This is a genomic window from Pandoraea sp. E26, assembly GCF_000681415.1.
In the GTDB taxonomy this organism is placed as follows: domain Bacteria; phylum Pseudomonadota; class Gammaproteobacteria; order Burkholderiales; family Burkholderiaceae; genus Pandoraea; species Pandoraea pnomenusa.
Map to the genome: position 1 here is coordinate 52,248 of NZ_AYXJ01000013.1, position 24,348 is coordinate 76,595.

A 24,348-nucleotide genomic window follows, 5' to 3' on the forward strand; every position below is an offset into this window, starting at 1 on the left:
GGTTACACCTTCTTGATGGCGGTCTTGCCGAACAGGCCCGCCGGCTTCACGGCCAGCACAAGCAGCAGCAGTACGAGACCCGGCACGTCTTTGTAGCCGGTCGAAATGTAGAACGCGGTGGTCGTCTCCGCCACGCCGAGGATCAGGCCGCCCACGAGCACGCCCATGCCGCTCGACAGACCGCCGATGATCGCCACGGCGAATGCCTTCAGGCCGAGCACGGCCCCCATGGTGGCGCCGGTCAGCGTGAGTGGCGCCACGAGCACGCCGGCAAATGCGGCGGCCATCGACGACAGCGCGTACGAGAACGTGATCACGAGACTCGTGTTGATGCCCATGAGTCCGGCCGCGTCGCGGTCGTTGGCCGTGGCCACGACCGCCTTGCCGTAGATGGAGCGACGATTGAAGAGCTCGACGGCCGCCATCATGAGCAGCGCGCCGACCACGACAAGCAGTTCCATCGGCAGGACGTTCGCGCCCATGAGCTTGATCGGCGACTCCGGCAGCGGCGACGGGAACTTCAGGTCGTCGCGGCCCCAGAGATTTTCGGCGACGTTGCGAAAGATGATGCCCAGCGCAATGGTGGACATGATCCAGCCGAACTCCGATTTGATGCGCAAGGCCGGCTTCACGCCGATGCGCTCGACGAAGGCGCCTTGCACCAGGCCGAACAGGCAGACGATGGGGATCATGAGCCAATAGTTCAGTCCGAGCGTTTCCACCAGGGTCAGGCCGACCAGTGCGCCGAGCATGAGCGCCTCGCCCTGGCCGAAGTTCAGGGTGCCGGACGTCGCGAACGTCAGTTGGTAACCGAAGGCGATCACGGCGTAGATCATCCCCAGCGCGATACCGCTGTAGATGAGTTGAATCAGGATGGTCATGCGGTCCTCTCTCGCGAGTGCGAGCCTACGAGCGATGCACGGGAGGCATTCAATGCATGTGCCGCGCGCCGGTCCCGCGTGCCGGCGTCTGGCGCGGGTGCAAAGACGGCGCGCGTGCCGCTCCCGGACGCCCCGTTGCCAGGGGCCCGGGTCACGAGCGGCGCGCGCCGTCGTTCACCCGTCATGGCTGCAAGGTGCAGCGTCGGGACGACGCCCGGTTACTTCGAGGCCTTCTCGCGAACCTTGCTGCCGGCCTTCAGATCGGTGTCGTACGCGTACACGACTCGGCCACCCTTCACCTCGCCCATCACCGGGATATTGGCGGTAATGGCATCGTGATCGTCATGCGTGAACGGATGATCGTAGGTCGTGACCACGCCCTCGACCGGCGTCTTCAGATCTTCGAGCGCCGCGCGCACCTTCGGGCCATCGGTCGTGCCGGCCTGCTTGATGGCCGCGGCCAGCAGATAGACCGAGTCGTAGCCCTGCGCGGCCGAGACCGCCGAATCGATGCGATTGTTCTTCGGCTTGAACATGGCCAGGTAGGCGTCGATGAAGGCCTTGCGCTTGGGCGTGTTCGGCTCCTGGATGAACGTCTGCGGCATGCGCGCACCTTCGCCGTTCGCACCCGAGTTGTCGATGTAGTTCGCCATCGCCAGCGTCCAGCTGCCCACGAGCGGCAGCTTCCAGCCGAGTTTGCCCATGCCGTTCGCGATCTGCGCGAGCTCAGGTCCGATGCCGTACGTGAGAATCACGTCGGCGCCGGCCTGCTTGGCCTTGAGCAACTGGGCCGTCATGTCGACGTCCTTGATGTTGAACTTCTCGACGGCCACCGGCGTGATGCCCTTGGCCTTGAGCGCCTTTTCGAGATCCTCGCGACCCAGTTGCCCATAGTTCGTCGAGTCCGCCAGAATCGCCGGCTTCTTGAAGCCGCGACGCGTGATCGCCTCTTCCACGATCATCGGCGCCTGGATGCTGTCCTTGGCCGAATTGCGGAAGACATAGTTATCCGGATACTTGGGCGGCTTGAACTGCTCGGTGATGACCGTGCCCGTGGCCACGTTGTTGAACACCGGAATCTTGGCGTCCTGATAGAAGCGCTGCGACGCCAGTGCCACGCCGGTATTGATGAAGCCGACGGTGGCGACCACCTTCTCCTTGTTGATCAGCTCCTGCGCCACTTGTACGCCACGCTCGTTTTTGGCTTCTTCGTCGCGCTCGACCAGCACGATCTGACGACCGAGCACGCCGCCCGACTTGTTGATCTCCGCAGCGGCCAGACGTACGCCATCGCGCATGGAAACGCCCATCGACGACGAGCCGCCGGTGAACGGGCCGGACACGCCGATCTTGATCGGATCGGCCGCGATGGCCATCGAGGCGGACAGGGCGAACGCCACAGCGCCGGCCATGAGCTTGAATCGGAATTGCATAAGGGTCTCCTTCGGTGCGATGCGTTTCGGTATGACGCTTTTCTCTTGCGATTTCCTGATGTCGCAGGCCCTGCCGAGGAATGCATGCGCACGGGATCTCACAGCCCCGCTGCACCGCCCCGGTGTTGTATTTCGTGTCAGGGCGATACCCGTAACGCACGCTTCGAACGACCAACCTAGCGCGCCGATTATGTGTTCGCTGAGTTTCGCGCGCAAAGGCGGGAATACCCCTACCGGGACGCGGGTTTACGCGTTGCTATCGCCATTTGGCGCGGGTTTCCGGAGGGTTTTGTGGCACGCGCCTTGTACGGCGCGTGTCTGGACATCGGCACGGAGTGCCAAAGAGTTCGACTCGGGCGGCGGGTCGTAAGGTAGATGTAAGCGACGCGGATTAGTCGCCGGAGACGATCACTTCGCGCGCCCCGTTTCGCCCCATCGGACTGACGAGCCCGGCGGTCTCCATCTGCTCGATCAAGCGCGCCGCACGGTTGTAGCCGATGCGCAACTGGCGCTGCACGGCGGAAATCGATGCGCGGCGGGAATTGAGCACGAATGCGGCAGCCTCGTCGTACAGCGGATCGGCCTCGGCGTCGCCCGACGTCTCGCCGAAGAGATCGGCCGACGCCGCATCGCCCGGATCGCCCGCGAGAATCGCCTCGTCGTAGTCCGGCTCGCCGTACTGTTGCCAGTGCTGCACGACCCGGTGCACTTCGTCGTCCGCCACGAACGCCCCGTGCACGCGCTGTGGATACCCGGTACCGGGCGGCAGGAACAGCATGTCGCCCTGACCGAGCAGCGACTCCGCGCCCATCTGATCGAGGATCGTGCGCGAATCGATCTTCGACGAGACCTGGAACGCAACACGCGTCGGAATGTTCGCCTTGATGAGCCCCGTGATGACGTCGACCGACGGTCGCTGCGTGGCGAGAATCAGGTGAATGCCCGCCGCGCGCGCCTTTTGCGCCAGTCGCGCGATCAGTTCTTCGATCTTCTTGCCCGCCACCATCATGAGATCGGCAAGCTCGTCGATGACCACCACGATGAACGGCAGACGGTCAAGCGGCTCGGGGGCGTCGGGGGTGAGCGAGAACGGATTGCTCACCTTCTCGCCCGCCGCGCGTGCCGCGTCGATCTTCTCGTTGTAGCCCGCCAGGTTGCGCACGCCGAGCGCCGACATCAGGCGATAGCGCTTTTCCATTTCTCCCACGCACCAGTTCAGGGCATGCGCGGCCTGCTTCATGTCGGTGACGACCGGCGCCAGCAAGTGGGGGATGCCGCCGTAGACCGAGAGCTCGAGCATCTTCGGGTCGATCATGATGAGCCGAACGTCGTCCGGCGTCGCCTTGTAGAGCAACGAGAGGATCATCGCGTTGACGGCGACCGACTTGCCCGAGCCGGTCGTGCCGGCCACCAGCAAGTGGGGCGCGCGCGCCAGATCCGCCACGACCGGCTCCCCGGTGATGTCCTTGCCCATCGCCAACGCGAGACGCGAACGATGTGCGTCAAACGCCGAGGCCCTCAAAATCTCCGACAGGCGGATCATCTGGCGCTGCGCATTCGGCAGTTCGAGCCCCATGCAGGTCTTGCCCGGAATGGTCTCGACCACGCGGATCGACGTGACGCCCAGGGCCCGCGCCAGATCCTTCATCAGACCGACGACCTGGGCGCCGCGCACGCCCACCGCCGGTTCCACCTCGAAACGAGTAATGACCGGGCCGGCCGACGCGCCCACCACCGTGACCGGCACCTTGAATTCGGCCAGGCGCTGTTCGATCAGTTGGCTCACCGCAGCCAGGGATTCGTCGGACACGACGCTCGCCACGTCCTGCGACGTGGCCGGCGCAAGGAGGTCGAGCGGCGGCAGGTCGTAATCGACGGGCACACGCGGAGACGGCAATTCGTAGGGCGTGTCCGATGAAAAACTGGCGCTCGGCGGCTCAGCCGCGCTCGCGGCGGCGAACGACGGGATGGCGGGAACTGCCGGGGACGACAAGATCGGCGGCGCCGCGTCGGGCGTGGCGACTACCGGCGAGACCTGAACCGCCGGCGAAGTCGTGTGCAGCGACACCGGTGTCTCGTCGGCGCGCGCCCAGGTGCCGTCCGCGCGCAGGACATAATGCGGCTTCGATGCGCCGCCCTCCCCCTCGTCGTGCGGATCTGTCACCGGCTTCGCCTCGGCGGCGTCAGCGGGAATTGCGTCGGATAGCGCTACGGGCAGCGCGTCGGACAGCGCATCGGGGAGCTCGCCGGGGGCTGCGCCCGGCACCAGTGCTGGCAATGCCTGGGACAAGTCCCTCACGTCCGAAGCGACATACGACGGGCTCGGCGTGGGCACGGCAGCGCGTTGACGCGCATCGACAGGTTCCACGCTCGCCGGCACATCGGCAAAAACGAAGGGGCGCGGCAGTTCGACAGGTATTTCCGTCGACGGCGCGTCGGGCGCATCGACGACCGGCGTTCCCGCGGTCACGGACGAGACGTCAGGCACGTCGAGCGCGCGGCTCGCGGCATCCGCGTGTGGCGGTACGTCGGCCGACGTCCACTCGCGCAAGTCGCGAAGCAAGGCCTGCGCCTCATCCCGCAACGCAGCCATCGCCCTGGCGTGCGCCAACGCTGCCAGTTCAGCCTCACGCGCGGCCAGGCGCTCGGCTTCGCGCGCCGCTTCCTGCTGCGCCAGCATTTCGGGTGTCGGTGCCGGCGGCAGCACGTTGGCGCCGGTCCCGGCATCCCCGCTCGACAGTTCAACGGGTGAGAACGCCGCGAATTCGGAAGACAGTGGTGTCGCCGCATCCGTGGCCGACCACCGAGCGGCCCCACGAATCACAGGGGCGGCCGGCGGCGGCGCCGGCCGTGCGTCGACGGCAGGTGCTCCGGACGTCGCCACCGCATCATCTGCCGGCATGGTCTGCGCAGACGTCGGCGGCGCGGCCGCCTCGCGGGCGCGCAACGCCATGGGGGCCGCGCCGCGCGGCGGCACGTCTTCGAGCCCCAGCTGAGGCTTGCGGAACGGACTGTGGACGATCGTGCCTCGCAAATGCGCGGGCGCCATGCCAACCGGACGGCGATATCCGCTCACACCGGGAATCGACGTGGAATGCAGCGGATCGGCAGATGCGTTGGGCGCAGCCGAATTGGGCGCGGCAGCGGCATTGGATACGCCGGGTACGTTCACGGCACCCGACGTGCGGGGCCCACCCTGGGGCGCTGCTGCCGGCGACGCGGTACGCGTATCTCGTGCGGGCAAGCCGGGTTCGCGACGCACGAACTCGGACACGCGCAGGGCATCGCCAACGCTGTCGTCCGATGCGTAACTGCCTCGTGACGGCACAGCACGCGCGCCTGCGGAGGCTGAAGCACCGACACTCGCCACTGCGCCGGTCACCGCCGCGACGCCCGGTCGAGTCGCGGACACGCCCTTGCCCGGGGTGGCCACGCCCCGAGGTGTCCTTGCGAAGGCGGGCTCCGCACGCGGCGCGCCGCGCGGCGCCAACGGCGGTGGCTGCATCGCGTCCAGACGCGCGCGCTCTTCGTCGGAAAGCTTCCATCGCGGCTGCGCGGCCAGACCGCGACGACGCGGCACCGGCGCTTCCGTCAGGCTGCCGACGTTGTGGTGCCCTTGCCCGAGTGTCGGTTGATACCGCTGCGCGCGCTCGCCCCGCTCGCCGATATCGAACGCCGCGCGCGACATACCGCGCACCGGTTCACGGGTCGCGCCGTCGAGACGTGTTTCGTAGGACGGCTCGTCGACGCCGCCGTCATCGGGACGACGGCGCATGAACATGCCCCACCAGGTGGTGCCGAAGACCATCGGAATGGAAAACAACAGGACGAGGCCCGCAACGCCCATCGCGAGCGTACCGCCCAATGCGACGTGCAGGCCGTGAGAGAGCGATTGGCCGACGCTGCCGCCAGCCGTATTGCCGTCGCCGCCCGTGAGCGCGGCGAGCGTGGCGCTCGACACCATCGCGAGCGGAACGCCAAGCAGCATGCGGAGTGTGCCGGGGCCGAAGATCCGTATCTCACCGCCAAGCAGACCCCGTACGCCAGGCCAGCAAAGTGCCAGCAACCAAAACGTCGACAGTCCGAACCAGCCAAACCCCATAATCGCTCATGCTTCAGGAAAACCCGGAGTGCGATTGTATCAGGTAGGCCGCGGCGCGGCGGCCCTGTCACCCTGGGGCGGCAACATGGCTGAGCCCGCAGCACTTCGTTACGCGTGACCGTGCGTGCCGGTGGAACGACGGGGCGATGTCGTGCCGGCGTCCGTCGCGGCCATCGAGGCCAGTACCGCCTCATTCGGCACGACCAGGCTCAGATTGCGACGACGCAGCGAGCGCCAGTCGACCTTCGCAAAAATGTCTTCGCCCAGGGCGCTGGTGCTCGAGAGATTCTCGACGCGCACGCCGCGCGCACGCAGAATTTCCGACGCATGACGGAAGGACGGTTCGATAAGATCGGCGAATTCGGCGTCCAGCTGGGTCGGTGCGCGGGTTTGCATCGTCTCGTAGAAGCGCGGCGTTTGCGCGGCCTGCCGCAAGTCAACGCCGTGGAGATAGATTTCGGTAAAACCGAGCCACGTCGCCACCTGAAGCGCGAAATACGCCACGGTGCCGCCATGAAAGAAACCGTTGTCGATGTCGAAGCTGAAGCCGAGACGGCCGTCGTCGCCGAGAAACGTCGAACTCGCGGCGACCCGCGCATTCGCGCGTAGCGTGCGGGGGGTACTCGCCGCCTCCATGCCGCGCTTGAAAATATCGTCCACGAGATAGAAACGGCACCCGAATGCCGACGACGGAAACATTTCCAGCAAGCGGGCCAACACCACCGGCGTGACGAACAGCACGAGATCGCGTGCCACGATGCGCCGCGCAAGATCCGGGCGCTGGCGCACGAAGCCCGCATCGAGGATGCAGTAGTAATCGAATTTGACCGCGGCGCGCTCGGTAAGCGCGATGGCGCCATTCACGCCCATGACGTGATGCATCGGCAACGCGTCGTAATCGATCTCGGCAATCGACGGACCGCTGGCGATGAGATGGCAGGGAAAACGTCGCAGGCGCTGCAGTTCGGCGCGCCGCGCGAGCGGCACATTGCGCCCGCGCCACGTAAAGCGCTCGATGGCTCCCATGGCGTCGCGCTCGATACGCGCGTGCGGCCACAGCCGCTCGTTATGCCGCCACTGCGCCGAATGGCTGTAGCGGTAAACGAGCTTCAGAAAAGTCGAGATCATTGTCATTGTTCTTGGTTAGGTCATCCGTTTGCGCCAACGCCATCGCATGGATGACGCCGGTCCTAACCCCGTTGCATATCGCGTGTCTGTCTTGATGGAACCCCCGACGAGCCTTGTCGAATTTCACGTTTCCCCCCGCATGCGGAAACGACTCGTCGGTTCATGGAGCGTTGCCCCATCACGTCGATGGACAAATTCTGCCACCCGAGCTTCGCCCCGGACAAGATTTATTCCAACTGGAAATCTTACTTCGGGTTACGTCCCAACGACGTCCACGGCGAAATCGCTTGACACCGAAACCCTGTGTACATGCGGGTTTTCGCCAGATTGTACGGCACGTCCCCACGCAAAATGGGCAATTGGCGGTGAAATACAGCATTGTGGGAAATACAGACAATTCGCCACGCGGATCACCGATCGATGCACCAAACGACGGGATCCGCGGGGTCGCTCAATGCAGCGTTGCGCTGCTGCCAGGGCGCGGATAGAACGCCTGACCCAGTTCGACGAGCAATGTGGCGAGTTCCGGATCGCGAACGAAACTCGCCGCCGAATCCGCCGCCAGAATGGCCTCGGGCGTCTGCGGGCGGGCGATGAGAAAGCCCTGCACATAATCCACACCGAGTTCCGAGAGGGCTTCGAGCGTCGCGGCGTCTTCCACCCATTCCGCCACGCTTCGGATCCCCAAATTCTTGGCCAGCGCCACGATCGCCTCGACGATGGCCAGGTTGGCCGGGTGCGCCGCCATGCTCTTGACGAAGGCGCCGTCGATCTTGATGGCGTCGACCGCGAGATCCTTGAGGTAGGAAAACGAACTGAAGCCCGCACCGAAGTCGTCGAGCGCAATGCGCCCGCCCAGTTGATGGATGCGGTCGACGAAGCGGCGCGTATTGTCCAGATCGTGCAACGCCACCGTCTCGGTGATTTCGATGCACAACAGGGCAACCGCGCGCTCGTGCGCGGCCAGCGTGGCGAAGATGTCGCGTACGAAATGCTCGTCGTTGAGCGATGCACCGGACAGGTTCACACAGACGAACCGCGTCTTGCCCAACTGCTCGCGATGCGTATCGATCCAGGTCAGCGTGTTCGTGAGCACCCATTTGTCGATCATGCCGATGGTGCCGTTCTCCTCGGCCGCACTGATGACGCGCGAGGCAGGCACGATGTTGCCGTCGGCGTCACGCATGCGCAGCAACACCTCGAAGTTGAGGGAGTCGCCCGGCGACGCCATCTCCATGATCGGCTGCATCTCGAGAAACAACGTGTTGGGCGTCAGACCGGCGTCGAGCGCGTCGATCAGACGCAATTCGGCCAGCCGCTCCCGGAACGCCGCGGCACCGCGCTCGTACACGACCAGTTCGCGACGCCCCTTCTTGGCTTCGCGGCAGGCCCGGTCCGCGGACGAAATCGCGTCCGGCACGCGCATGTCGGCAGTGAGCTCGATCACGCCGGCCGACGCGCGCACCTGGAACGCGCGTTCGCCGATTTGATAGGGCTCTCCCGCGATGGCATCGACCAGACGCCGGGTCACGGCCGCAGCTTCCTTGATCGTCGCATCGCGAAACACCACGATGAACTCGTCGCCGCCGGTGCGCCCCACGCTCTGATCCAGCGACAACCGTGCCCGCATCCGGTCGCAGGCCTGGCGCAGCACTTCGTCGCCCGCCGCATGCCCGAAGAGGTCGTTCACCAGCTTGAAGCGGTCGAGATCCAGATACGCCAGCGCCGCCGGTCGCGTATCGGACAGCGTCCGGATCGCCTCCGCAAGCGCCTTCTCGATCCCGCGCCGGTTCGATACCCCCGTGAGCGGATCGTTCTCGGCGAGATACCGCAACTGCTCCATCGTGCGGGCGCGTTCGGTGATGTCCTGCAACGAGCCTTCGATGCGTCCGGCGGAGAAGATGGCCTTGACGAGGTACCGGCTCACCCGCCCGTCGTCGCGCGGCAGCGACAGGATCTCGAGCTCGGACTCGTCGCTGTTCTGCGCCATGTCGAGCAGCATACGCCATGTGTTCTGGCCGAAGTACTGGTCCCAGCGATACGCGCGCCCCTCGGTGTTCGGAATGCCCAGCATGGTGTGCAAAGCGGCGTTGCCACGCACGAACACGCCTTGATCGTTGAGCGTGAACAGACCGACAGGCGTCACGTCGTAGGCATTGCGCAGTTCGGTCTGCGCCTCGAGCTTGCCCTTGTGTTCCAGTCGCATCTGCTCCGCGATGGCGAGTGCCGCCATCAGGCTCGAGAACAGGGCCGCCGTCACGCTGTTGAGCGCAGACGACAGCGCCCGCGCGTTGAATGCGGCGGCGATCACTTCAGAGAAAGTGGCAAACAGCACGATGGCCAGCGACGCGCTGTACCAGACCGCCACGCGAGAGCGCGTGAGCACCAGAATGCGCACGAGCAACGCCAGCACGATCGCAATGCCAAGCGCCGCCACGGTCCAGAGCACGGGGATGAAGTGTGCGTAAGGCAGCGCAATGGCAGCGCAGCACAGCACCACGCCGGCCCATTGCAGCACCATCACCATCCAGCGCAGCCCGATCACGCGCAGCTCGCGTTTGAAGAGCTGCGTGAACAGTGAGTACGTCAGGACGTAGTAGATCGCGAAGGTCGCCTTGCGCACGAGGGCGTCCCAGTCCGTCGGGATCGCGCGCTCGAGCCATTGCGTGTCGGCGCCGAGCGAGTTGGCGGCCAGCCGCAGGTTGCCGATCAGCCAGGCGGCGAAGAGCACGTACAGCCATTCCTTGTTGATGATGGCCGTGACGAGCACGAATGCCGAAAGTGTCAGCAAGCCGCCTTCGAGCAATCCGTTGCTGCGATGGAACTCCCGCTCGGACACGCGCAGTTGCGACGCCGGCCACGCGACCAGCGTGAGATGCGCCGGACCGGAGAACGTGCCCTCGCAAAGCAGCGACACCGGACTGGCGAGACGACCGAGGTCGATCGCGAACCCGGCCTTGGACATGCGGATCGCCCCGCTCACTTCGCTTCGGTCGGCGCGGCCGATCGGCGCGGCCGCCGGATCGCGCCAGCAGGCCAGCGTCTGCGCGTGGCGCGACGGGAATTCGATGACAGTGTGTTCCGTGTCGCCCACCGGCGGCACGCTCACGCGGAACCAGACCGGGGCCTCGGACAAATGCGTGCTGAATTGATGGACCGCGCCCGCACGCTCGAGCGAGCCAAGCACCATGGGCGGACCGAGCGTGGCCGGCACGTCGCCGAGCGCCTGGAAGCTCAGTGGCGTCGCGCCGCGCACGGCATATTGGCTCTCCTGGAATAGCAACACGATCCCCGAGAGCAGCATGATCGCTGCGGGGACGGCGTAAAGGGAAATGCTGCGAAAGAGTTCGTCGAGCCGCGCGGTGATGCGCCAACGGCGTCGCTTACCGGTGAGCTCAGCCAACTCGTCGGCGAAATCGTTCGCATTGCGGCCGTGATCGTCACGCTCGTTGCCGAGTTCCCCCGCCATATGACTCTTATGCCCTTATCTCGTTGGTCACCCCCGCCTTCGGTGCCGCGCAAGGCCTCACCTTTCGGCAAGTCCGCCGGCCGGGCCCGCCCTGTCCCGTGCCGCCGGGAATCCCCGGCAGGCACGGGCAGGTGTCTCTTGCCCGTACTGCTCGCTACCGCCGTCGCCGCAGAAGTTGCCGAACGCATGCGACGGGATAACGTTTTGTCGTATAACGGCATTACACCGCCAGGCTGTAGCCTGCTGCTACGCATCGTACCTCGTCGGCACTAAAAGATAAATCCCGCAAATGCGCGCCAACACTGGCTTCAACCGGCGATGCCCCGTCGCCACGAACGATGCCCGGCAGTCCCAGGCGCAAGTCGGGGTGATGGGTGAGACACATGTAGGCGAACAGCGGATGCTCCGCCGCCTGCCAACGTGCGCGCGCCTGCCCCACGTCGAGCGCCAGGACCCGGTGCCCGATGTCGCCCACGTGCGCCATCGGAATCAGTCCCTGTGAGGGGAAAACATCGACGAACATCAGCGCTTCGTACTGCCGATGCAGCGGCGGACGCGCCGTGATCACCATCCAGTCGATGCCGGAAAGCAGGCAGTACTGATAGAACGCCTTGAAAAGCGCCGTCTTCACCACCCGCCCGACCGGACCTGCCACCACACCCAGGCGGGTTGCCTCGGCCAGCGCGGCCGAGCCAAGCCATGCCGGCAGCGGTGCCGAGTCTTCGAGGTGCAGCGGGGCAAAACGGTTCGTCTGGATACGCATGGTCCCCAGGACTGCGCCGTCGAGTCGCGCCCGAGCCACCAGCACGATGGCTCCCGGCTCCCGGTCGCTCTGCTCCGGTTCGCCAAGCGTGGCCGCAAGCGCCGGCAAGTGCCGGCCGTAGGCCGCCTGGCGCATGGCGACGGCATCACGCAACGACGCTTCGTCGCTCGCAATGGTGATGGTGAAAGGCAGACGCTCCTCGCGCATCGCGTCGAGCGACGCCGCGGCGACGGGCGTGTGCACCGGCGCGCGCGCGGCGGCCGGCGAAGCCACCGGGCGCACGTCGGCGTCGGTGATCGACAGGACATCCGAGGCTTGTGAAAGGTCAAACATGAGTGACACTCCTTAGTAAGGTCAATAGAGGGCTGGTGCCATGTCCCGGCGTTCTGCCGGTGCATCGCACAATGCCTTTCTTGATCCGCCGAGGCGAAGTGTCAAGTGCTTATTTTTGCTGGCTTTTTCACATTTTCCCGGACGGACCCGCCGGGGCGGGGTGGCCGCCGTGTCGCTGCGCCGGCCAACCACCCGGGAAAGCGCATCGCGTCAGGCGAAACCACCTTCCCGCCGCGTCCCGCGGCCGCCCCCGCCCCTTCGGTGTCACCTATTTGCGACAGTTGCCGTCCGAAGAAAGACTCTGGCAAAATGATAAACCTGTTTATCAATTAACCCTGCCGACCGGCCCGAATGTCCCGAATGGCCCGGCCGGCATGCCATGACCTCATGCCGAAAATCGATTGGTCTTCCCGCTTCGGCACGTTGGTGCACGACGTGGCGCGCGTGTATTCGCGCCTGTTCGACCGGCGCGCACGAGGCAATTTCGATCTCACCCGGGCGCAGTCCCGCGTGCTCGTCATGCTGCACCGCTATGGGGTTCAGACCCAGGCCGAGCTGGCCGAACGCATGGAGTTGACGCCGATGGCGCTGGTCAGACTGCTGGACCGACTCAGGGAAAAAGGACTCGTGCGCCGTGAGCGCGATCCGAACGACAAGCGGGCCCACCTGCTCTACCTGACCGAGGCGTCGGAGGCAAAGATCGACACCATCGTGGCCTTTGCCAATGTGACCGAGCGCGAAGCGCTCGCGGACCTCACCCCCGACGAACGCGCCGAGCTGGCGCGCCTGCTGGGCAAGGTACTGGTCAACCTGACGCGTGCCGAGGCGCAATGCCCGACGCCCGTGCGGCGTCAAGAGCCCGGTCCGGAATAAGGTCGCCAATAAAGACGCAAAGACCGACGCGACAATGCGCGGCGCGCCCGGACGCGCCGGGACAGGTGCCCGGGCGCGAACGCGATGTCCGCCGCCCCCGCAATAACGACAAGCACTACGACCCACCAGAGGAACTACCGTGGCATCCCCCGAAAAGGCTGACGATCCCGGCAAGCACCGGGCGCTCGTCAGCATGTCCGTCATGCTTGCGACAATCCTGCAGACGCTCGACAGCACCATCGCCAATGTGGCACTGCCTCACATGCAGGGCAGTCTGGCCGCCTCGCAGGACTCCATCACCTGGGTACTGACCTCCTACATCGTGGCGGCCGCCATCGCCACCCCGCTCACCGGCACGCTGTGCGCGCGCTTCGGCCGCCGTCGCGTGTTCCTGTGGTCGGTCGCCGGCTTCACGATTGCGTCAGCGTTGTGCGGCATGGCGCATTCGCTGACGGAGATCGTGGCGGCGCGTCTTCTGCAAGGCATCTGTGGCGCGGCGCTCGTGCCGCTTTCGCAGGCGACGATGCTCGACATCAATCCGCCACACAAGCACGGGTCGGCCATGGCGGTGTTCGGCATGGGCGTGATGGTCGGCCCGATCCTGGGTCCGTCGCTCGGTGGCTGGCTTACCGACAGCTACAACTGGCGCTGGGTGTTCTATATCAACCTGCCGATCGGGCTGATCGCGTTCCTCGGCATTGCCGCCTACCTGAAAGAACCTGCCGAGCAGAAGGCGGGGAAATTCGACGTGCTGGGCTTCGTCACCCTGAGCCTGGCAATCGGCCTGCTGCAATTGCTGCTCGATCGCGGGGAACAGCAGGACTGGCTGAACTCCACCGAGATATGGCTGGAGATGCTCGGCGCGATTGTCTGCTTCGCCTACTTCATCGTCCATACGTGGACGGCCGGCGAACACTCCTTCTTCAACCGCGCCTTGCTGCGCGACCGCAACTTCAACACCGGTGTCGTCTACATCTTCGTCGTCGGGATTATTCTCTACGCAACGCGTGCCCTGCTCCCACCGATGCTGCAAAGCCTGTTCGGCTATCCCGCGATCCTGACCGGGCTGGTGACGGCGCCCTCCGGCGCAGGCACGATGGCGGCCATGCTGATCGTCGGGCGGCTGGTGGGCAGGGTCGACGTGCGTTACCTGCTGGGATTCGGCTTCGCGCTGACCGCGTACTCGCTATACATGATGGCGGGCTATCCGCTCACGCTCAGTCCGTCGGACATCGTGTGGCCCGGCGTGATTCAGGGTTTCGGGCTGGGCTTCGTGTTCGTACCGCTGACGACTGTCACCTTTGCCACGCTGCCCGGCCAGTTGCGCGCCGATGGCGCCGCGATCTACAGCCTGTCGCGCAATATCGGCAGCAGTATCGGCATTTCCGTCGTGCAAACGCTGCTCACGCAGAACACCCAGGTCAATCACGCCGTGCTGTCCGAGCGAGTCACGCCGTTCACGCAAGGACTGGAGAGCTACCTGCAGACGTACGGCAACGCGGCAATGGCCGCGATCAATGCCGAAGTGACCCGTCAGGCGGCGATGATCGCGTACCTCGACGATTTCCGGCTGATGATGGTTCTCACGATCGTGGTCATGCCACTGCTGCTGTTCATTCGCATGAAGAAGAAGGTGCCAGGCGAAGCCGAGGAGATGGTGCACATCGCAGCCGATTGAACGGATCGCGGCGAAGGGTGGCGGATGGCGGCGGACGTTGGCGCATCGCCGCGTCGGCGTGCCGCCATCGCCGGGTGCCGGCCCGGCCTGGCCGCGCGCCCGCGTTCACGGCAACGGCCGCGAACGCCTCGCAGCCTTGCGTGGCTTGCGTGGCCGGGGCTCGATGCCGATGCGCGGGTCGCCCGCCAGCACCAGCGCCACGACATGCTCGGCCACGGCCTCGAAATCCGGGTCGGACTGCGACACGTAGAGCCATTTCCCCAATACGGGATGCGGACGCAACGTCGGTATCTCCTCGCGCAACGACGCATGGTGCTCATGCGACGTGCAGACCAGCAGGCCATCCCACGGCGCATCGCGGTCGATCACCCCAAGGCATTGCAACCCGTTCACATACGCGGCGTCCGAGCCGAACATCCGCTTTCGCAAATACGTTTCGTTGCGCTCGAGTGGGTCGAAAACCCAGAGAAGTGAATTGCGAACGGTGGGCGGCATGGCGAAAAACGTCGGCGGCGGCGCAGGGAAAGCGTTCACTTTACACGACGCTCAGGCCGCTTCTCCGACCGCGTCGGGCACTTCGTTTGGAACACCACTGAAAACGGCCCGAATCCAGCCGATCCCGCTGAAATCCTGAACGCAACACACCTATCTCGAGACGCGAGCGAACCGTAACAATTTATTACATTCGTCGATAAAACAACGTCGATATTTGTCCAGGAGTCATTCAATCCCTTATTTCAACGCAATTCGGATGAATCAAATGAATTAAAACCGTCATCCTCAGGAGCGCAAAATGAGAAGACCGATGCGCACAGCGGCATCCGCGAATGCCGCCCCCCGCCCGTTGCCGCTCAAGCCGTTGATCCTGGCCGCGTCGCTGTGCGTATCCGCCCAGGCCAGAGCCGTTTGCGACAACGTCGCCCCCGCGAGCAACACCACGGTCACCTGCACCGGCACGGATACGACCGTCACCGCGCAAGCCGGCAGCACGGGCGTCACGGTCAACGTGGCGCCGGGCGCGACGGTTTCGTCGGTGCGTAGCGCGGCAGACGTGGCGACGATCACGGTCGATTCGTCGAGCACCATCAGCAATTCGGGCACGGTCGGCATGAGCGGCACCAATACCGCGGGACGCGGCGCCGCCATGCTCGGCGCGCATGACGGCAATACGCTCATCAACACGTCGACGGGCGTCGTCACCACGACCGGCTACGAAAACGACGGCATGGCCATCAACGGCAACCGCGGCACGCTGACCAACAACGGCACCATCACCGTCAATGGCCCGAACGCCTTCGGCATGACCGCCGCGTGGGGTCAGTCGTCGGGTCTCGGCCTGAACAATACGTTCATCAACACCGGCACCATCACCGCCAACGGCGGCGGCGGCCGGGCCATCAGCGTCGTGGGCGGCCAAAGCACCGTCGCCAACAGCGGCACCCTGATCACGACCGGCGGCACCGCCTCGAATCGCTCGTTCACGGTTTTCATGCAGGGGAACAACAACCGGCTCGCCAACAGCGGCTATATCGAAGCCCGCGGCGTGAACAGCGACGCCGTCGTGTCGAACACCGCGTCGGGTTTCACGTCATCGATCGTCAATCAGGCCGGCGGCCAGATCATCAGCCGCCAGGGCTACGGGGTGCGAACCGTCAACGGCACGATCACGATCACGAACGCCGGGCTGATCGAAAGCGATGTCGGCACCGCGATCGCAATGAATGCGGCGGCGCGCTCGAATACGCTCATCCTGCAGACCGGCTCGCAGATCGTGGGCACGGCCAACGGGGGATCGAGCGCCGCGAGCCGACTGATCCTGCAAGGCTCGGGCACCGCGAGCAACGCATTCGTCAACTTCGGCAACCTGCTCGCACAAGGCGACAACTGGACATGGACAGGCAGCGGAGACTTCAACAACGTGCAGTTTCAAAGCGGCGTGTTCAACCTCGCGAGCACGCTGGGCGGCGCCACGACCACCGTCGCGTCGGGCGCTACGCTGACCGGCACCGGCACGCTCACTGGCAACGTCACCAATGCCGGGACGATTCACCCCGGCGACGGCAGCGGCAATGGCTCGCTCACGCTCGTTGGCAATTACACCGGCAACGGCGGGACCCTCGCCATCGATTCGGTGTTGGGCAATGACACCTCGCGCGTCGCGCCGCTGACCGTGAACGGCGGCACGATCGCCGGCAATACCACGCTCGCCGTCAACAACATGGGCGGTCTCGGCGCCCTCACGACGGGCAATGGCATTCCGATGGTCCAGGCGGTCGGCGGCGCCACATCGACGACGGATGCGTTCACGCTTGGCACGCCGGTGAGCGTGGGCGCCTATACCTACTATCTCTACAAGGGCGGTACCACGCCAGGCAGTACGAACAACTGGTTCCTGCGCTCGACGGTGCCGGTCGCCACCGCGCTCACGTACGTCGACCCTGTCACCGGACAGGTCGTCAGTACCGTGCTCACCCCGGTCGGTGCGGCAGGCAGTCCGCCCGCGGCCGCCCCAGGGTCGACCTCCCTGCCCATCTATCGTGTGGAAGTGCCGGTATATTCGGTGATGCCGGAGATCGCGCGCGCGGCAGGTTTCGCGCAAATGGGCACGTTTCACGAGCGGCAAGGCCAGCAGGGGCTGCTCACGGAACGTGGCTGGCTAAGCGCTGGATGGGCGCGTGTGTGGGGTCAGACGGAACAACTGCGCAGCAAGGGGGACGTATCGCCGCAGTTCGACGGCAACCTCGGCGGCGTGCAAATCGGACACGACCTCTTCGCCCGCCAATCCGACAGTGGGCACAGCGACCACATCGGGGTTCTGGGGGGCTGGACGCGCGCCTCGGGGGATACCCAAGGGCTGGCGCTGGGCGCGATGGATACGCACACGGGTTCGCTCGGCCTGGACATTTACAGCGCGGGCGCCTATTGGACCCACGTGATGCCGGGAGGCGCCTATACCGATGCCGTCGTCCTCGCCTCGAGTCTGCAATACGAGTCGAAGCCGATCAGCGGCGCCGCGCGCAGCACACACGGCAGAGCGCTTGCGGCATCGCTCGAGACCGGCGTGCCGATCCCGCTGACATCCACGCTTTCGCTGGAACCGCAGGCGCAGGTGGTGTGGCAGCACCAGTCGCTCGACGACCTGACGGATAACGTCTCGACAGTGTCATTCGACAGCACCAACAGCTGGCTCGTACGCATCGGCGCGCGGCTCGAAGGCAACTACGATGGCGCGCGCGGCCTGTTGCGCCCCTACCTGTTGTTCAATCTGCTGCATACCTTCGGCAGCGATGGGCGAGCCGTTTTCGGCGGCACCACTCCCATTGTCACCAGTGCGAACAGCACCGCCGCACAGTTCGGCGTGGGGGTGGCCGGGCGCTTCAACCGCCACGCAAGCGTATATGCCACCGTCGCCTATCTCACGCAACTCGACGACACGCGTCAGCAGAGTGTGTCAGCGACGTTGGGATTGCGCTGGCGCTGGTAAGGCAACACAACCTTGGTCACCCGCCCGCCGCGCTCCGCAACGGCGGCACATCGACGCGCGCTTCCACGGATGGCATGGCGGTCTCGGGCGTGTAGCGCACACAGCGGTTGCGGCCGTCTGCCTTGGCCTGGTACAACGCCCGGTCCGCGCGCTGCACGAGCGACGAGAGTTCGCCGCGCGAACGTTCTTCGCAGGCGATCCCGATACTGACGGTCGCCGCCACCGGCTCGCCTTGCACCGTGCGTGCCGCGCGCTCGAATGCTTCACGCACACGCTCGGCGATTGCCTGCGCTTCGGACGCGCCCACGCCCGGCAGGAACAGTGCGAATTCCTCGCCGCCGTAGCGGCCGAAAATGTCGTCGGCGCGCAGTTGCTGTGCGGCCGTGCGGGCGAACAACCGCAGCACGGCGTCACCGAACGGATGACCGTAGGTATCGTTGATTCGCTTGAAGTGATCCAGATCGAGCAGCAACAGCGCGACCGGCGCGCCATGCCGACGGATCTGCTCGCGCGCGCGGCGCGTAAACTCCGGCCGATTGAAGGTCTGTGTCAGACCGTCGCGCGTGGCGGCACGATGCAAGGCGATTTCGGAGCGCTCCTTGCCGAGCGAAACCATGAGAAAGCTCGCCACCACGATCAACACCAGCATTTCGGTCGTCGAGACCTGTGGGCCGAACCACGCGAGGAAAACCGGATCCGACGCACCGAGCCACACCAGTGCCACCGCGCGTGCCGTATAGAATCCGCCATGCAGGACAGCCACGACCGCCAATACCGCACTGCTCGGCAGGCGCAGGCCCGAGGCCTGCCAGAACTCTCTGGCCGCCATCAGGCTGTAGCAGGCCAGCAGCGCGTAGAACAGTACCCCGCCGCTCCAGGCATCGAGCGGACGCGCGAACAGCCAGGTCCCCCACAACAGCACCGCCGGACCGCCGAATACGGCCACCCACTGCACGTCGCGCGCGTAGAAGCGTCGTGCACCGCTCCATACCATGGCGAACGCGAGCGTCGCCACGGCATTGCCCAGCGGATACAGGATGGCAAGCCGTGAACTTCGCGCGGCGAGCAGATAGAGCACGGGAGAAAAGGTCGCGAGCAGAAATGCCAGGCTCCACCATCGCGGTGATTCGGCCTCATCGCGACGCAACGCGTCGAGCATGAAGAGAATGCCTGTGGCGATACTCAACAGGAAGGTCACGAACTGCAGTGTCGGCAGATCCAATGCCGGCAACGACAAACCAAGAGCCATGGCTCCGTCCCCCGTACGCATCGGCGAGCGACGAGCTGAACAGCCCTCGGCGCGACGCGCAGTTTGAAGTGCGGGGAATGAGAACCATTCTGAAAAATCAGCGGTTGCGTGTGCTGGATGGAATGTCTGGCAGTAACTCGCGCACCGTGTGCGGTGCACCGTCTGGCCGCCCCGGTCCGGCCATCGGTTTCTCCTGGAATCCGGCACCTCGTGCCCCAGCGCACGTCGTCCCTGCACACCCGGTTCAGAGGTGCCGTAACGCGCGATGTCCGAATTCCGGGAATCGGTCCTGCCCCATACCCATGCGGCGGGATTCTAGCACGTCGATTTGAGAGGGCAACCGGTCGACCAAATGATCGGATGGTTGGACGAAGCAAGGCCCGGGGCTGCGGGGCCCTACATCTCCTGGCGGCGCCGCGCGGACAACGCACCCGCCGTCTGGATGACGAGATCGGCGAAGCGGCGCTCGTCGCGCCCGGCGTTCCAGCGCACGCGCGGCACGGCGATGTTGATCGCCCCGATGGCACGGCCGTCCTGATTGACGACAGCCGCCGCAGTCGAAATATCGCCCATGAAGAACTCGTCTTCCGTATGGGCGTAGCCCTGCTTGCGAATTCTGGCCAAACGCTCCTTGATCTTGCGCGGTTGCGCGACAGTCGCCGGCGTGAACTGCACGAGGTTCGTGCGCGACAGGATGTCGTCGATCTCGGCATCGTCCAGTGTGGCAAGCATCGCCAGCCCGGGCGCCGTGCAGTAGGCCGGCAGGCGCGATCCGACGATGACGTTGGCATTGAACACACTGCGACTCACGATGCGCAGCACGAATACGATGTCGGTATCGAGGCGCACCGTGAGGTTCGTCGCCTCTTCCGTCTCGGCCGCCAGTTGCTGGAGATAAGGTGCCGCACGGCTCACCAACTCATTGGACACGAGGTAGTGGTACGTGAAGTCGAGCAACTTCGGCGAGAGTTCGTACTTTTTGCTCTGCGGATCCTTGAGCAGATAACCCAGCGCCGAGAGCGTGAACGTGAAACGCTGCGCCGCGCTGATGTCGAAGCCCGTAGCCGCCGCAATCTCGGACAGCGAGAGGTGCCGCTTCGAGCCGTCGAACGCCGTGAGCACCTTCATCGCCTTTTCCACCGACTGGACGTAAAGCGTGGATTCGGTGGACGCGGCAGCCGCCGTCTCGGCGGCAGCGGCCGCTTTGACGCGGGTGCGGGGGGTCTTAGTGGTGGCCACGGTTGATATCGGATTGAGGCGATTGAGGCAAATAGAGACGAATTATCTCATAAAAATAACCATCTATTTTTATACGATAAACCTGAAATCCTTGCTGTCATCGTTACCGACGCCTCGGCTGTCGCGCCCCCCCCTCCCCCCGGCTTGCACCTGCTCAACGATTCTACTTTGTCGACGACAACGCCCAAGCGCCTGCCGTCTCGCGCGACAAAAGGTGCTTCCGAATCCGCTCCGACGGCGTGGTCTCGAACCGCAACGCCTCGCGATAGTAGCGCGGCCGCTGGTAACTCGCGAGTTTGTCCGCCGCCCACGCCGATAACTCGTGCCAATCGACGGCCTCGCCCGCACGGAACTGGACGTACAGCATGACGTCCTGCTCACCGATCTCGCTGTCGACCCCCACGGCCGCGCACGCCGCCACCGCCGGATGCCGCGCGAACACCCGCTCGATCTCCCACGCCGAGACATTCTCCCCGCGCACACGCATGCTGTCCGTGCGACGGCCGATGAAGACCAGACTGCCATCGGCATTGCGCCGCGCGCTGTCGCCCGTGTACAGCTTGCCGCCCCGCAAGGCCTTCGCTGTTGCCTCCGGATTGTCGAGATAACCCGGCAGGAATACCCCTTCCACGTCGCTCGACAATACGATTTCGCCCGGCTCGCCGTCGGCGACAGGCTGCCCCGCATCGTCGAGCAGTTCGACGGTGAGCCACGGCAAAGCCCGGCCGATGGAGCCCGGCACGTCGGCGTCGTTCAGCGTGGCAAAGCTCGAGCATTCGGTCATGCCGTAACACTCGCGCAAGGCGCACTGCAGACGCTCGCGCGTCGCTTGCCAGGCGCTTGCCGACACGCCAGCCCCCCACGCCACGCGCAGAGAATTCCGTACCGGCTGGGACTCGCGCGGCAATTGCATCAGGATGTCGAGAATGCCGCCGAGATAGTGCAGATGCGTGGCCTGCGCCTGCTCGCATTGCTGCCAGAAGCGGCTCGCAGAGAAGCGCTCCACGATGTGCATCTCGAGGTCCGCGAGAAACGGCAGCAAAAGCATCTGAGCCCCACCGATATGGCATAGCGGCTCCCACAGGAACAGGCGGTCGCCATCGTGAGCATCGGCCACGCGCAACGCGGCTTCGCTCGCGATGCGCATCATTCGATGGGTGAACAACACACCCTTGGGGGCCCCCGTCGTGCCGGAGGTGTAAATGATACAAAGCACCGAAGCCGGCGTGAGCGCCGCCGCGACCGGCTGCGCACCGTGGTATTCGCCCGCCTGCGCCATCACGTCCGCGAGCCAGTGACGCACCACCCTCGTGCCGTGATGGTCTGCCTGCTGGGCCGCCAGCGCAATCCCCGCGTCAAGCACGTCGCCGAACGACGGTTCGGCGATGAGCAGCCGGGGCTTGGCGTGGCCGAGCAGGTATTCGATGCCGTCGCCCTTCAGGCGCGTATTGACGGGCACCCACACCAGACCGGACAGCATGAGCGCGTAGATCAATGCGACCTGCGCCGAACTGTTACCGAGCATGACGGCCACGCGATCGCCGGGCACGAGCCCCTGCGCCGCCAGCCAGGCCTGCATGGCCCCCACACGCGCGGCCATCTGCGCGCGGTCGATGGCCTCGCCCTCGAACACGACGACCGGCTTGGCGCAAACGCCGCGCAGGCCCGCCATGAGCAGGGGGGCGACGTCGAGCCGATCGCCCTCGGCCCGTTGCGGAAAATAACGCGTGAAGGCGTGAGGGGCCGGATGAGAGGTCGGGCGGGAGGCCGGATTTGAGGCGGAACCCGCCCCCTGACGCGAATCTGACATCGACTGCGCGCCTGCCGGCGCGCATCGGGCAACGTTGGACTTGGACATTCGGTAATCCGCGGATATCAATAGCTTTTACGTTTGAAGATGGAAGACAGCCATACGATGAACACCATCAGGAAGACCAGCGATGTCGCCACGGCCGCCAGCGTCGGCGTGACCGCGAGCTGGATGTCGTCCCACATCTGCTTGGGCAGCGTGGTGTTGATGCCGCCGGAAACGAAGATGGCGATGGTCAGGTCGTCGAATGACACGATGAAGGCGAACAGGAACGCCGACCCGAGGCTCGCGGCAAGCAACGGCAGGAGCACGGTGCGAACCCGGGTGAAGGCCGACGCGCCGAGCATCTTGGCGGCATCGTCCAGACGCCAGTCGAAGCGCTTGAAGCTCGCGCTGAGCGTGACCACCACGTAGGGAATGGCCAACACGGTGTGGCCGATGACAAGCCCTGCGTTGGTGCCCGCCAGCTCCCAGCGGGCGAACAGATACAGCAGGCCGACGGCCACCACGATGCGCGGCACGATCAGCGGGGCAATGAATACGGCGAACAGCGGCTTGCGCCAGCGTGACGGCAGACGTACCAGCGCGAGGCTGGCGCCGAAGCCGAGCACCAGCGCGAGGGCCGCGGTCGCAAAACCCACGCCGAGCGAGCGCAGCAACGCCGCCTGCCACACGCTCGACTCGAGGAATGCGACGAACCACTTCATCGTGAACAACTGGGGCGGAAATGCCACGAACGACTGCTTCGTGAACGCCAGCGGCACGATGAACGCGATCGGCAAGACGAGCGCGAGCACCACGGCCCACGTGTAGGCCTTGAGCCCGAAGCCGCCATCGGCGCGTTCACGACCACGCGAGAATGAGAAGCGGCCCGCGAGACGCCCGATGGCAATGAGTGCGGGCAGCATGCGCCCCCCTGCCCCGGCGCGTCGCTCGGGCGCTTCGCCAGCGAGCGACGACAGCCCGACCACGCGGTCGTACACGTAGAACACGACGATGGAGCACAGCAGCAGCACGGTCGAGAGCGCACCGGCGAAGCGCAGGTCGAACAGCTCCAGCACCGAGGAGATGACGAGCTGCGCCACCATGGATTCGCGCGGCGAGCCGAGCAGCGCAGGCACGATGAAGAAGCCCAGACTGGAGATGAATACGAGCAGCCCGGCCGCCGCCGCGCCGGCACCCGACAGCGGCAGGAACACGGTGAAGAAGCCGGTCGCGCGATCTGCGCCGAGCGTCTGTGCGGCCTGAACGAGCTGCATGTTGATGCCGCGCATGATGGGCAGCATCGTCATAACCGCGAGCGGCAGCATGGCGTGCACCATGCCGATGAGCACGCCGGTGAGGGACGGTGCGAGCGTACCCGCACTGTCGATCAGCCCCAGATGGGTTGCCACGACGGTGAGCAATCCGGTCTTGGACAACAGCAACATCCAGGCGTAGGTCTTGACGAGATAACTCGTCCAGAACGGCAGCACGATCCAAAGCAACCAGCGCTCGCGCGAACGCGCCGAGAGCCGCGCGAGCAGATAGGCCACCGGATAGCCGAGCAATACTGAAAGCGCGGCCGTCAGAAAGGCGATCCAGAATGTGGAGGCCAGCACCTTGATGTAGACGGCCGAGTGCGTCATGCGCGCGAACTGCGCGACCGAGAGCACGCCGTCGGCATCGTAGAGCCCGCCTTGCAGGATCTCGACGACCGGCACGATGAAGAACACCGCAAGAAACAGCAACGCGGGCACCGCCGGCAACCACCGGGCCAGGTGCTGCGGCCAGGCAATACGGGGCCCCGCCTGAGGCAGGCGTTGAACAAGCCACATGACAAATACTCCTGAAGCGGATGACTGGGCGTCGATTACAGCGATGCGTCGTGACGCGTCGTGGTGCGTGATGGCGCGCCGTGATGCCG

The 24,348-nt window shown here is 65.3% G+C and carries 14 protein-coding genes; 3 read left to right on the top strand and 11 right to left on the bottom strand.

The window, feature by feature from the left end; translation table 11 throughout:
• Positions 1-2: 2 nt before the first annotated feature.
• The 6 genes from W930_RS0109680 to W930_RS26860 all read right to left on the bottom strand — a co-directional run bounded on the left by W930_RS0109680 (position 3) and on the right by W930_RS26860 (position 12,109).
• A complete protein-coding gene (locus W930_RS0109680) occupies positions 3-881 on the bottom strand; it encodes a branched-chain amino acid ABC transporter permease (protein WP_023596120.1) in 879 nt (292 codons plus the stop codon).
• A 218-nt stretch (positions 882-1,099) separates the two neighbouring features.
• The gene (locus W930_RS0109685; protein WP_023596121.1) at positions 1,100-2,314 is read right to left on the bottom strand and encodes an ABC transporter substrate-binding protein; all 1,215 of its coding nucleotides are present in this window, start codon (positions 2,312-2,314) and stop codon (positions 1,100-1,102) included.
• Positions 2,315-2,705: 391 nt separating this feature from the next.
• Complete coding sequence (locus W930_RS30810; RefSeq protein WP_023874226.1) at positions 2,706-6,302, bottom strand: DNA translocase FtsK; 3,597 nt, start codon at positions 6,300-6,302, stop codon at positions 2,706-2,708.
• A gap of 222 nt (positions 6,303-6,524) precedes the next feature.
• Positions 6,525-7,544: a hypothetical protein gene (locus W930_RS26855; protein WP_023874224.1), complete on the bottom strand. Its 1,020-nt coding sequence runs from the start codon at positions 7,542-7,544 to the stop codon at positions 6,525-6,527.
• A gap of 451 nt (positions 7,545-7,995) precedes the next feature.
• Positions 7,996-11,013 carry a bifunctional diguanylate cyclase/phosphodiesterase gene (locus W930_RS0109700; protein ID WP_023596124.1) on the bottom strand — a complete coding sequence of 1,006 codons (3,018 nt, stop codon included), beginning with the start codon at positions 11,011-11,013 and terminating at the stop codon, positions 7,996-7,998.
• A gap of 220 nt (positions 11,014-11,233) precedes the next feature.
• The gene (locus W930_RS26860) at positions 11,234-12,109 is read right to left on the bottom strand and encodes a hypothetical protein (protein WP_023596125.1); all 876 of its coding nucleotides are present in this window, start codon (positions 12,107-12,109) and stop codon (positions 11,234-11,236) included.
• A 387-nt stretch (positions 12,110-12,496) separates the two neighbouring features.
• Here W930_RS26860 and W930_RS26865 point away from each other — a divergent pair, with 387 nt between their 5' ends.
• Both W930_RS26865 and W930_RS0109715 read left to right on the top strand, forming a co-directional pair.
• Positions 12,497-12,982: a MarR family winged helix-turn-helix transcriptional regulator gene (locus W930_RS26865; RefSeq protein WP_023874220.1), complete on the top strand. Its 486-nt coding sequence runs from the start codon at positions 12,497-12,499 to the stop codon at positions 12,980-12,982.
• Between the two features lie 193 nt (positions 12,983-13,175).
• Positions 13,176-14,660: an MDR family MFS transporter gene (locus tag W930_RS0109715; RefSeq protein WP_051610642.1), complete on the top strand. Its 1,485-nt coding sequence runs from the start codon at positions 13,176-13,178 to the stop codon at positions 14,658-14,660.
• Positions 14,661-14,765: 105 nt separating this feature from the next.
• Here the strand turns inward: W930_RS0109715 and W930_RS0109720 are convergent, their stop codons facing one another.
• Complete coding sequence (locus W930_RS0109720; protein ID WP_023874219.1) at positions 14,766-15,155, bottom strand: hypothetical protein; 390 nt, start codon at positions 15,153-15,155, stop codon at positions 14,766-14,768.
• A 298-nt stretch (positions 15,156-15,453) separates the two neighbouring features.
• On the opposite strand from W930_RS0109720, the gene W930_RS0109725 reads away from it, so the two are divergent.
• The gene (locus W930_RS0109725; protein WP_235195532.1) at positions 15,454-18,144 is read left to right on the top strand and encodes an autotransporter outer membrane beta-barrel domain-containing protein; all 2,691 of its coding nucleotides are present in this window, start codon (positions 15,454-15,456) and stop codon (positions 18,142-18,144) included.
• Between the two features lie 16 nt (positions 18,145-18,160).
• Here the strand turns inward: W930_RS0109725 and W930_RS26870 are convergent, their stop codons facing one another.
• From W930_RS26870 to W930_RS0109745, 4 genes are all read right to left on the bottom strand, one after another.
• The gene (locus W930_RS26870) at positions 18,161-19,393 is read right to left on the bottom strand and encodes a GGDEF domain-containing protein (protein ID WP_023596131.1); all 1,233 of its coding nucleotides are present in this window, start codon (positions 19,391-19,393) and stop codon (positions 18,161-18,163) included.
• 396 nt (positions 19,394-19,789) lie between these two features.
• Positions 19,790-20,632 (bottom strand): IclR family transcriptional regulator, encoded by an 843-nt coding sequence (locus tag W930_RS0109735; RefSeq protein ID WP_024788687.1) that lies wholly within the window; start codon positions 20,630-20,632, stop codon positions 19,790-19,792.
• A gap of 163 nt (positions 20,633-20,795) precedes the next feature.
• Positions 20,796-22,490: an AMP-binding protein gene (locus W930_RS26875; RefSeq protein ID WP_024788686.1), complete on the bottom strand. Its 1,695-nt coding sequence runs from the start codon at positions 22,488-22,490 to the stop codon at positions 20,796-20,798.
• 17 nt (positions 22,491-22,507) lie between these two features.
• On the bottom strand, positions 22,508-24,259 hold the full coding sequence (locus tag W930_RS0109745) for an ABC transporter permease subunit (RefSeq protein WP_024788685.1): 1,752 nt from the start codon (positions 24,257-24,259) through the stop codon (positions 22,508-22,510).
• Positions 24,260-24,348 lie beyond the last annotated feature (89 nt).

Excerpts from the sequence above, each read along its gene's own strand:
- W930_RS0109720 (WP_023874219.1), bottom strand. The coding sequence starts at position 15,155 with ATGCCGCCCACCGTTCGCAATTCACTTCTCTGGGTTTTCGACCCACTC.
- W930_RS0109685 (WP_023596121.1), bottom strand. The coding sequence starts at position 2,314 with ATGCAATTCCGATTCAAGCTCATGGCCGGCGCTGTGGCGTTCGCCCTG.
- W930_RS26875 (WP_024788686.1), bottom strand. The coding sequence starts at position 22,490 with ATGTCCAAGTCCAACGTTGCCCGATGCGCGCCGGCAGGCGCGCAGTCG.
- W930_RS26870 (WP_023596131.1), bottom strand. The coding sequence starts at position 19,393 with ATGGCTCTTGGTTTGTCGTTGCCGGCATTGGATCTGCCGACACTGCAG.
- W930_RS26860 (WP_023596125.1), bottom strand. The coding sequence starts at position 12,109 with ATGTTTGACCTTTCACAAGCCTCGGATGTCCTGTCGATCACCGACGCC.
- W930_RS0109680 (WP_023596120.1), bottom strand. The coding sequence starts at position 881 with ATGACCATCCTGATTCAACTCATCTACAGCGGTATCGCGCTGGGGATG.
- W930_RS0109725 (WP_235195532.1), top strand. The coding sequence starts at position 15,454 with ATGAGAAGACCGATGCGCACAGCGGCATCCGCGAATGCCGCCCCCCGC.
- W930_RS30810 (WP_023874226.1), bottom strand. The coding sequence starts at position 6,302 with ATGCTGCTTGGCGTTCCGCTCGCGATGGTGTCGAGCGCCACGCTCGCC.
- W930_RS26855 (WP_023874224.1), bottom strand. The coding sequence starts at position 7,544 with ATGATCTCGACTTTTCTGAAGCTCGTTTACCGCTACAGCCATTCGGCG.
- W930_RS0109700 (WP_023596124.1), bottom strand. The coding sequence starts at position 11,013 with ATGGCGGGGGAACTCGGCAACGAGCGTGACGATCACGGCCGCAATGCG.
- W930_RS0109715 (WP_051610642.1), top strand. The coding sequence starts at position 13,176 with ATGTCCGTCATGCTTGCGACAATCCTGCAGACGCTCGACAGCACCATC.
- W930_RS0109745 (WP_024788685.1), bottom strand. The coding sequence starts at position 24,259 with ATGTGGCTTGTTCAACGCCTGCCTCAGGCGGGGCCCCGTATTGCCTGG.
- W930_RS26865 (WP_023874220.1), top strand. The coding sequence starts at position 12,497 with ATGCCGAAAATCGATTGGTCTTCCCGCTTCGGCACGTTGGTGCACGAC.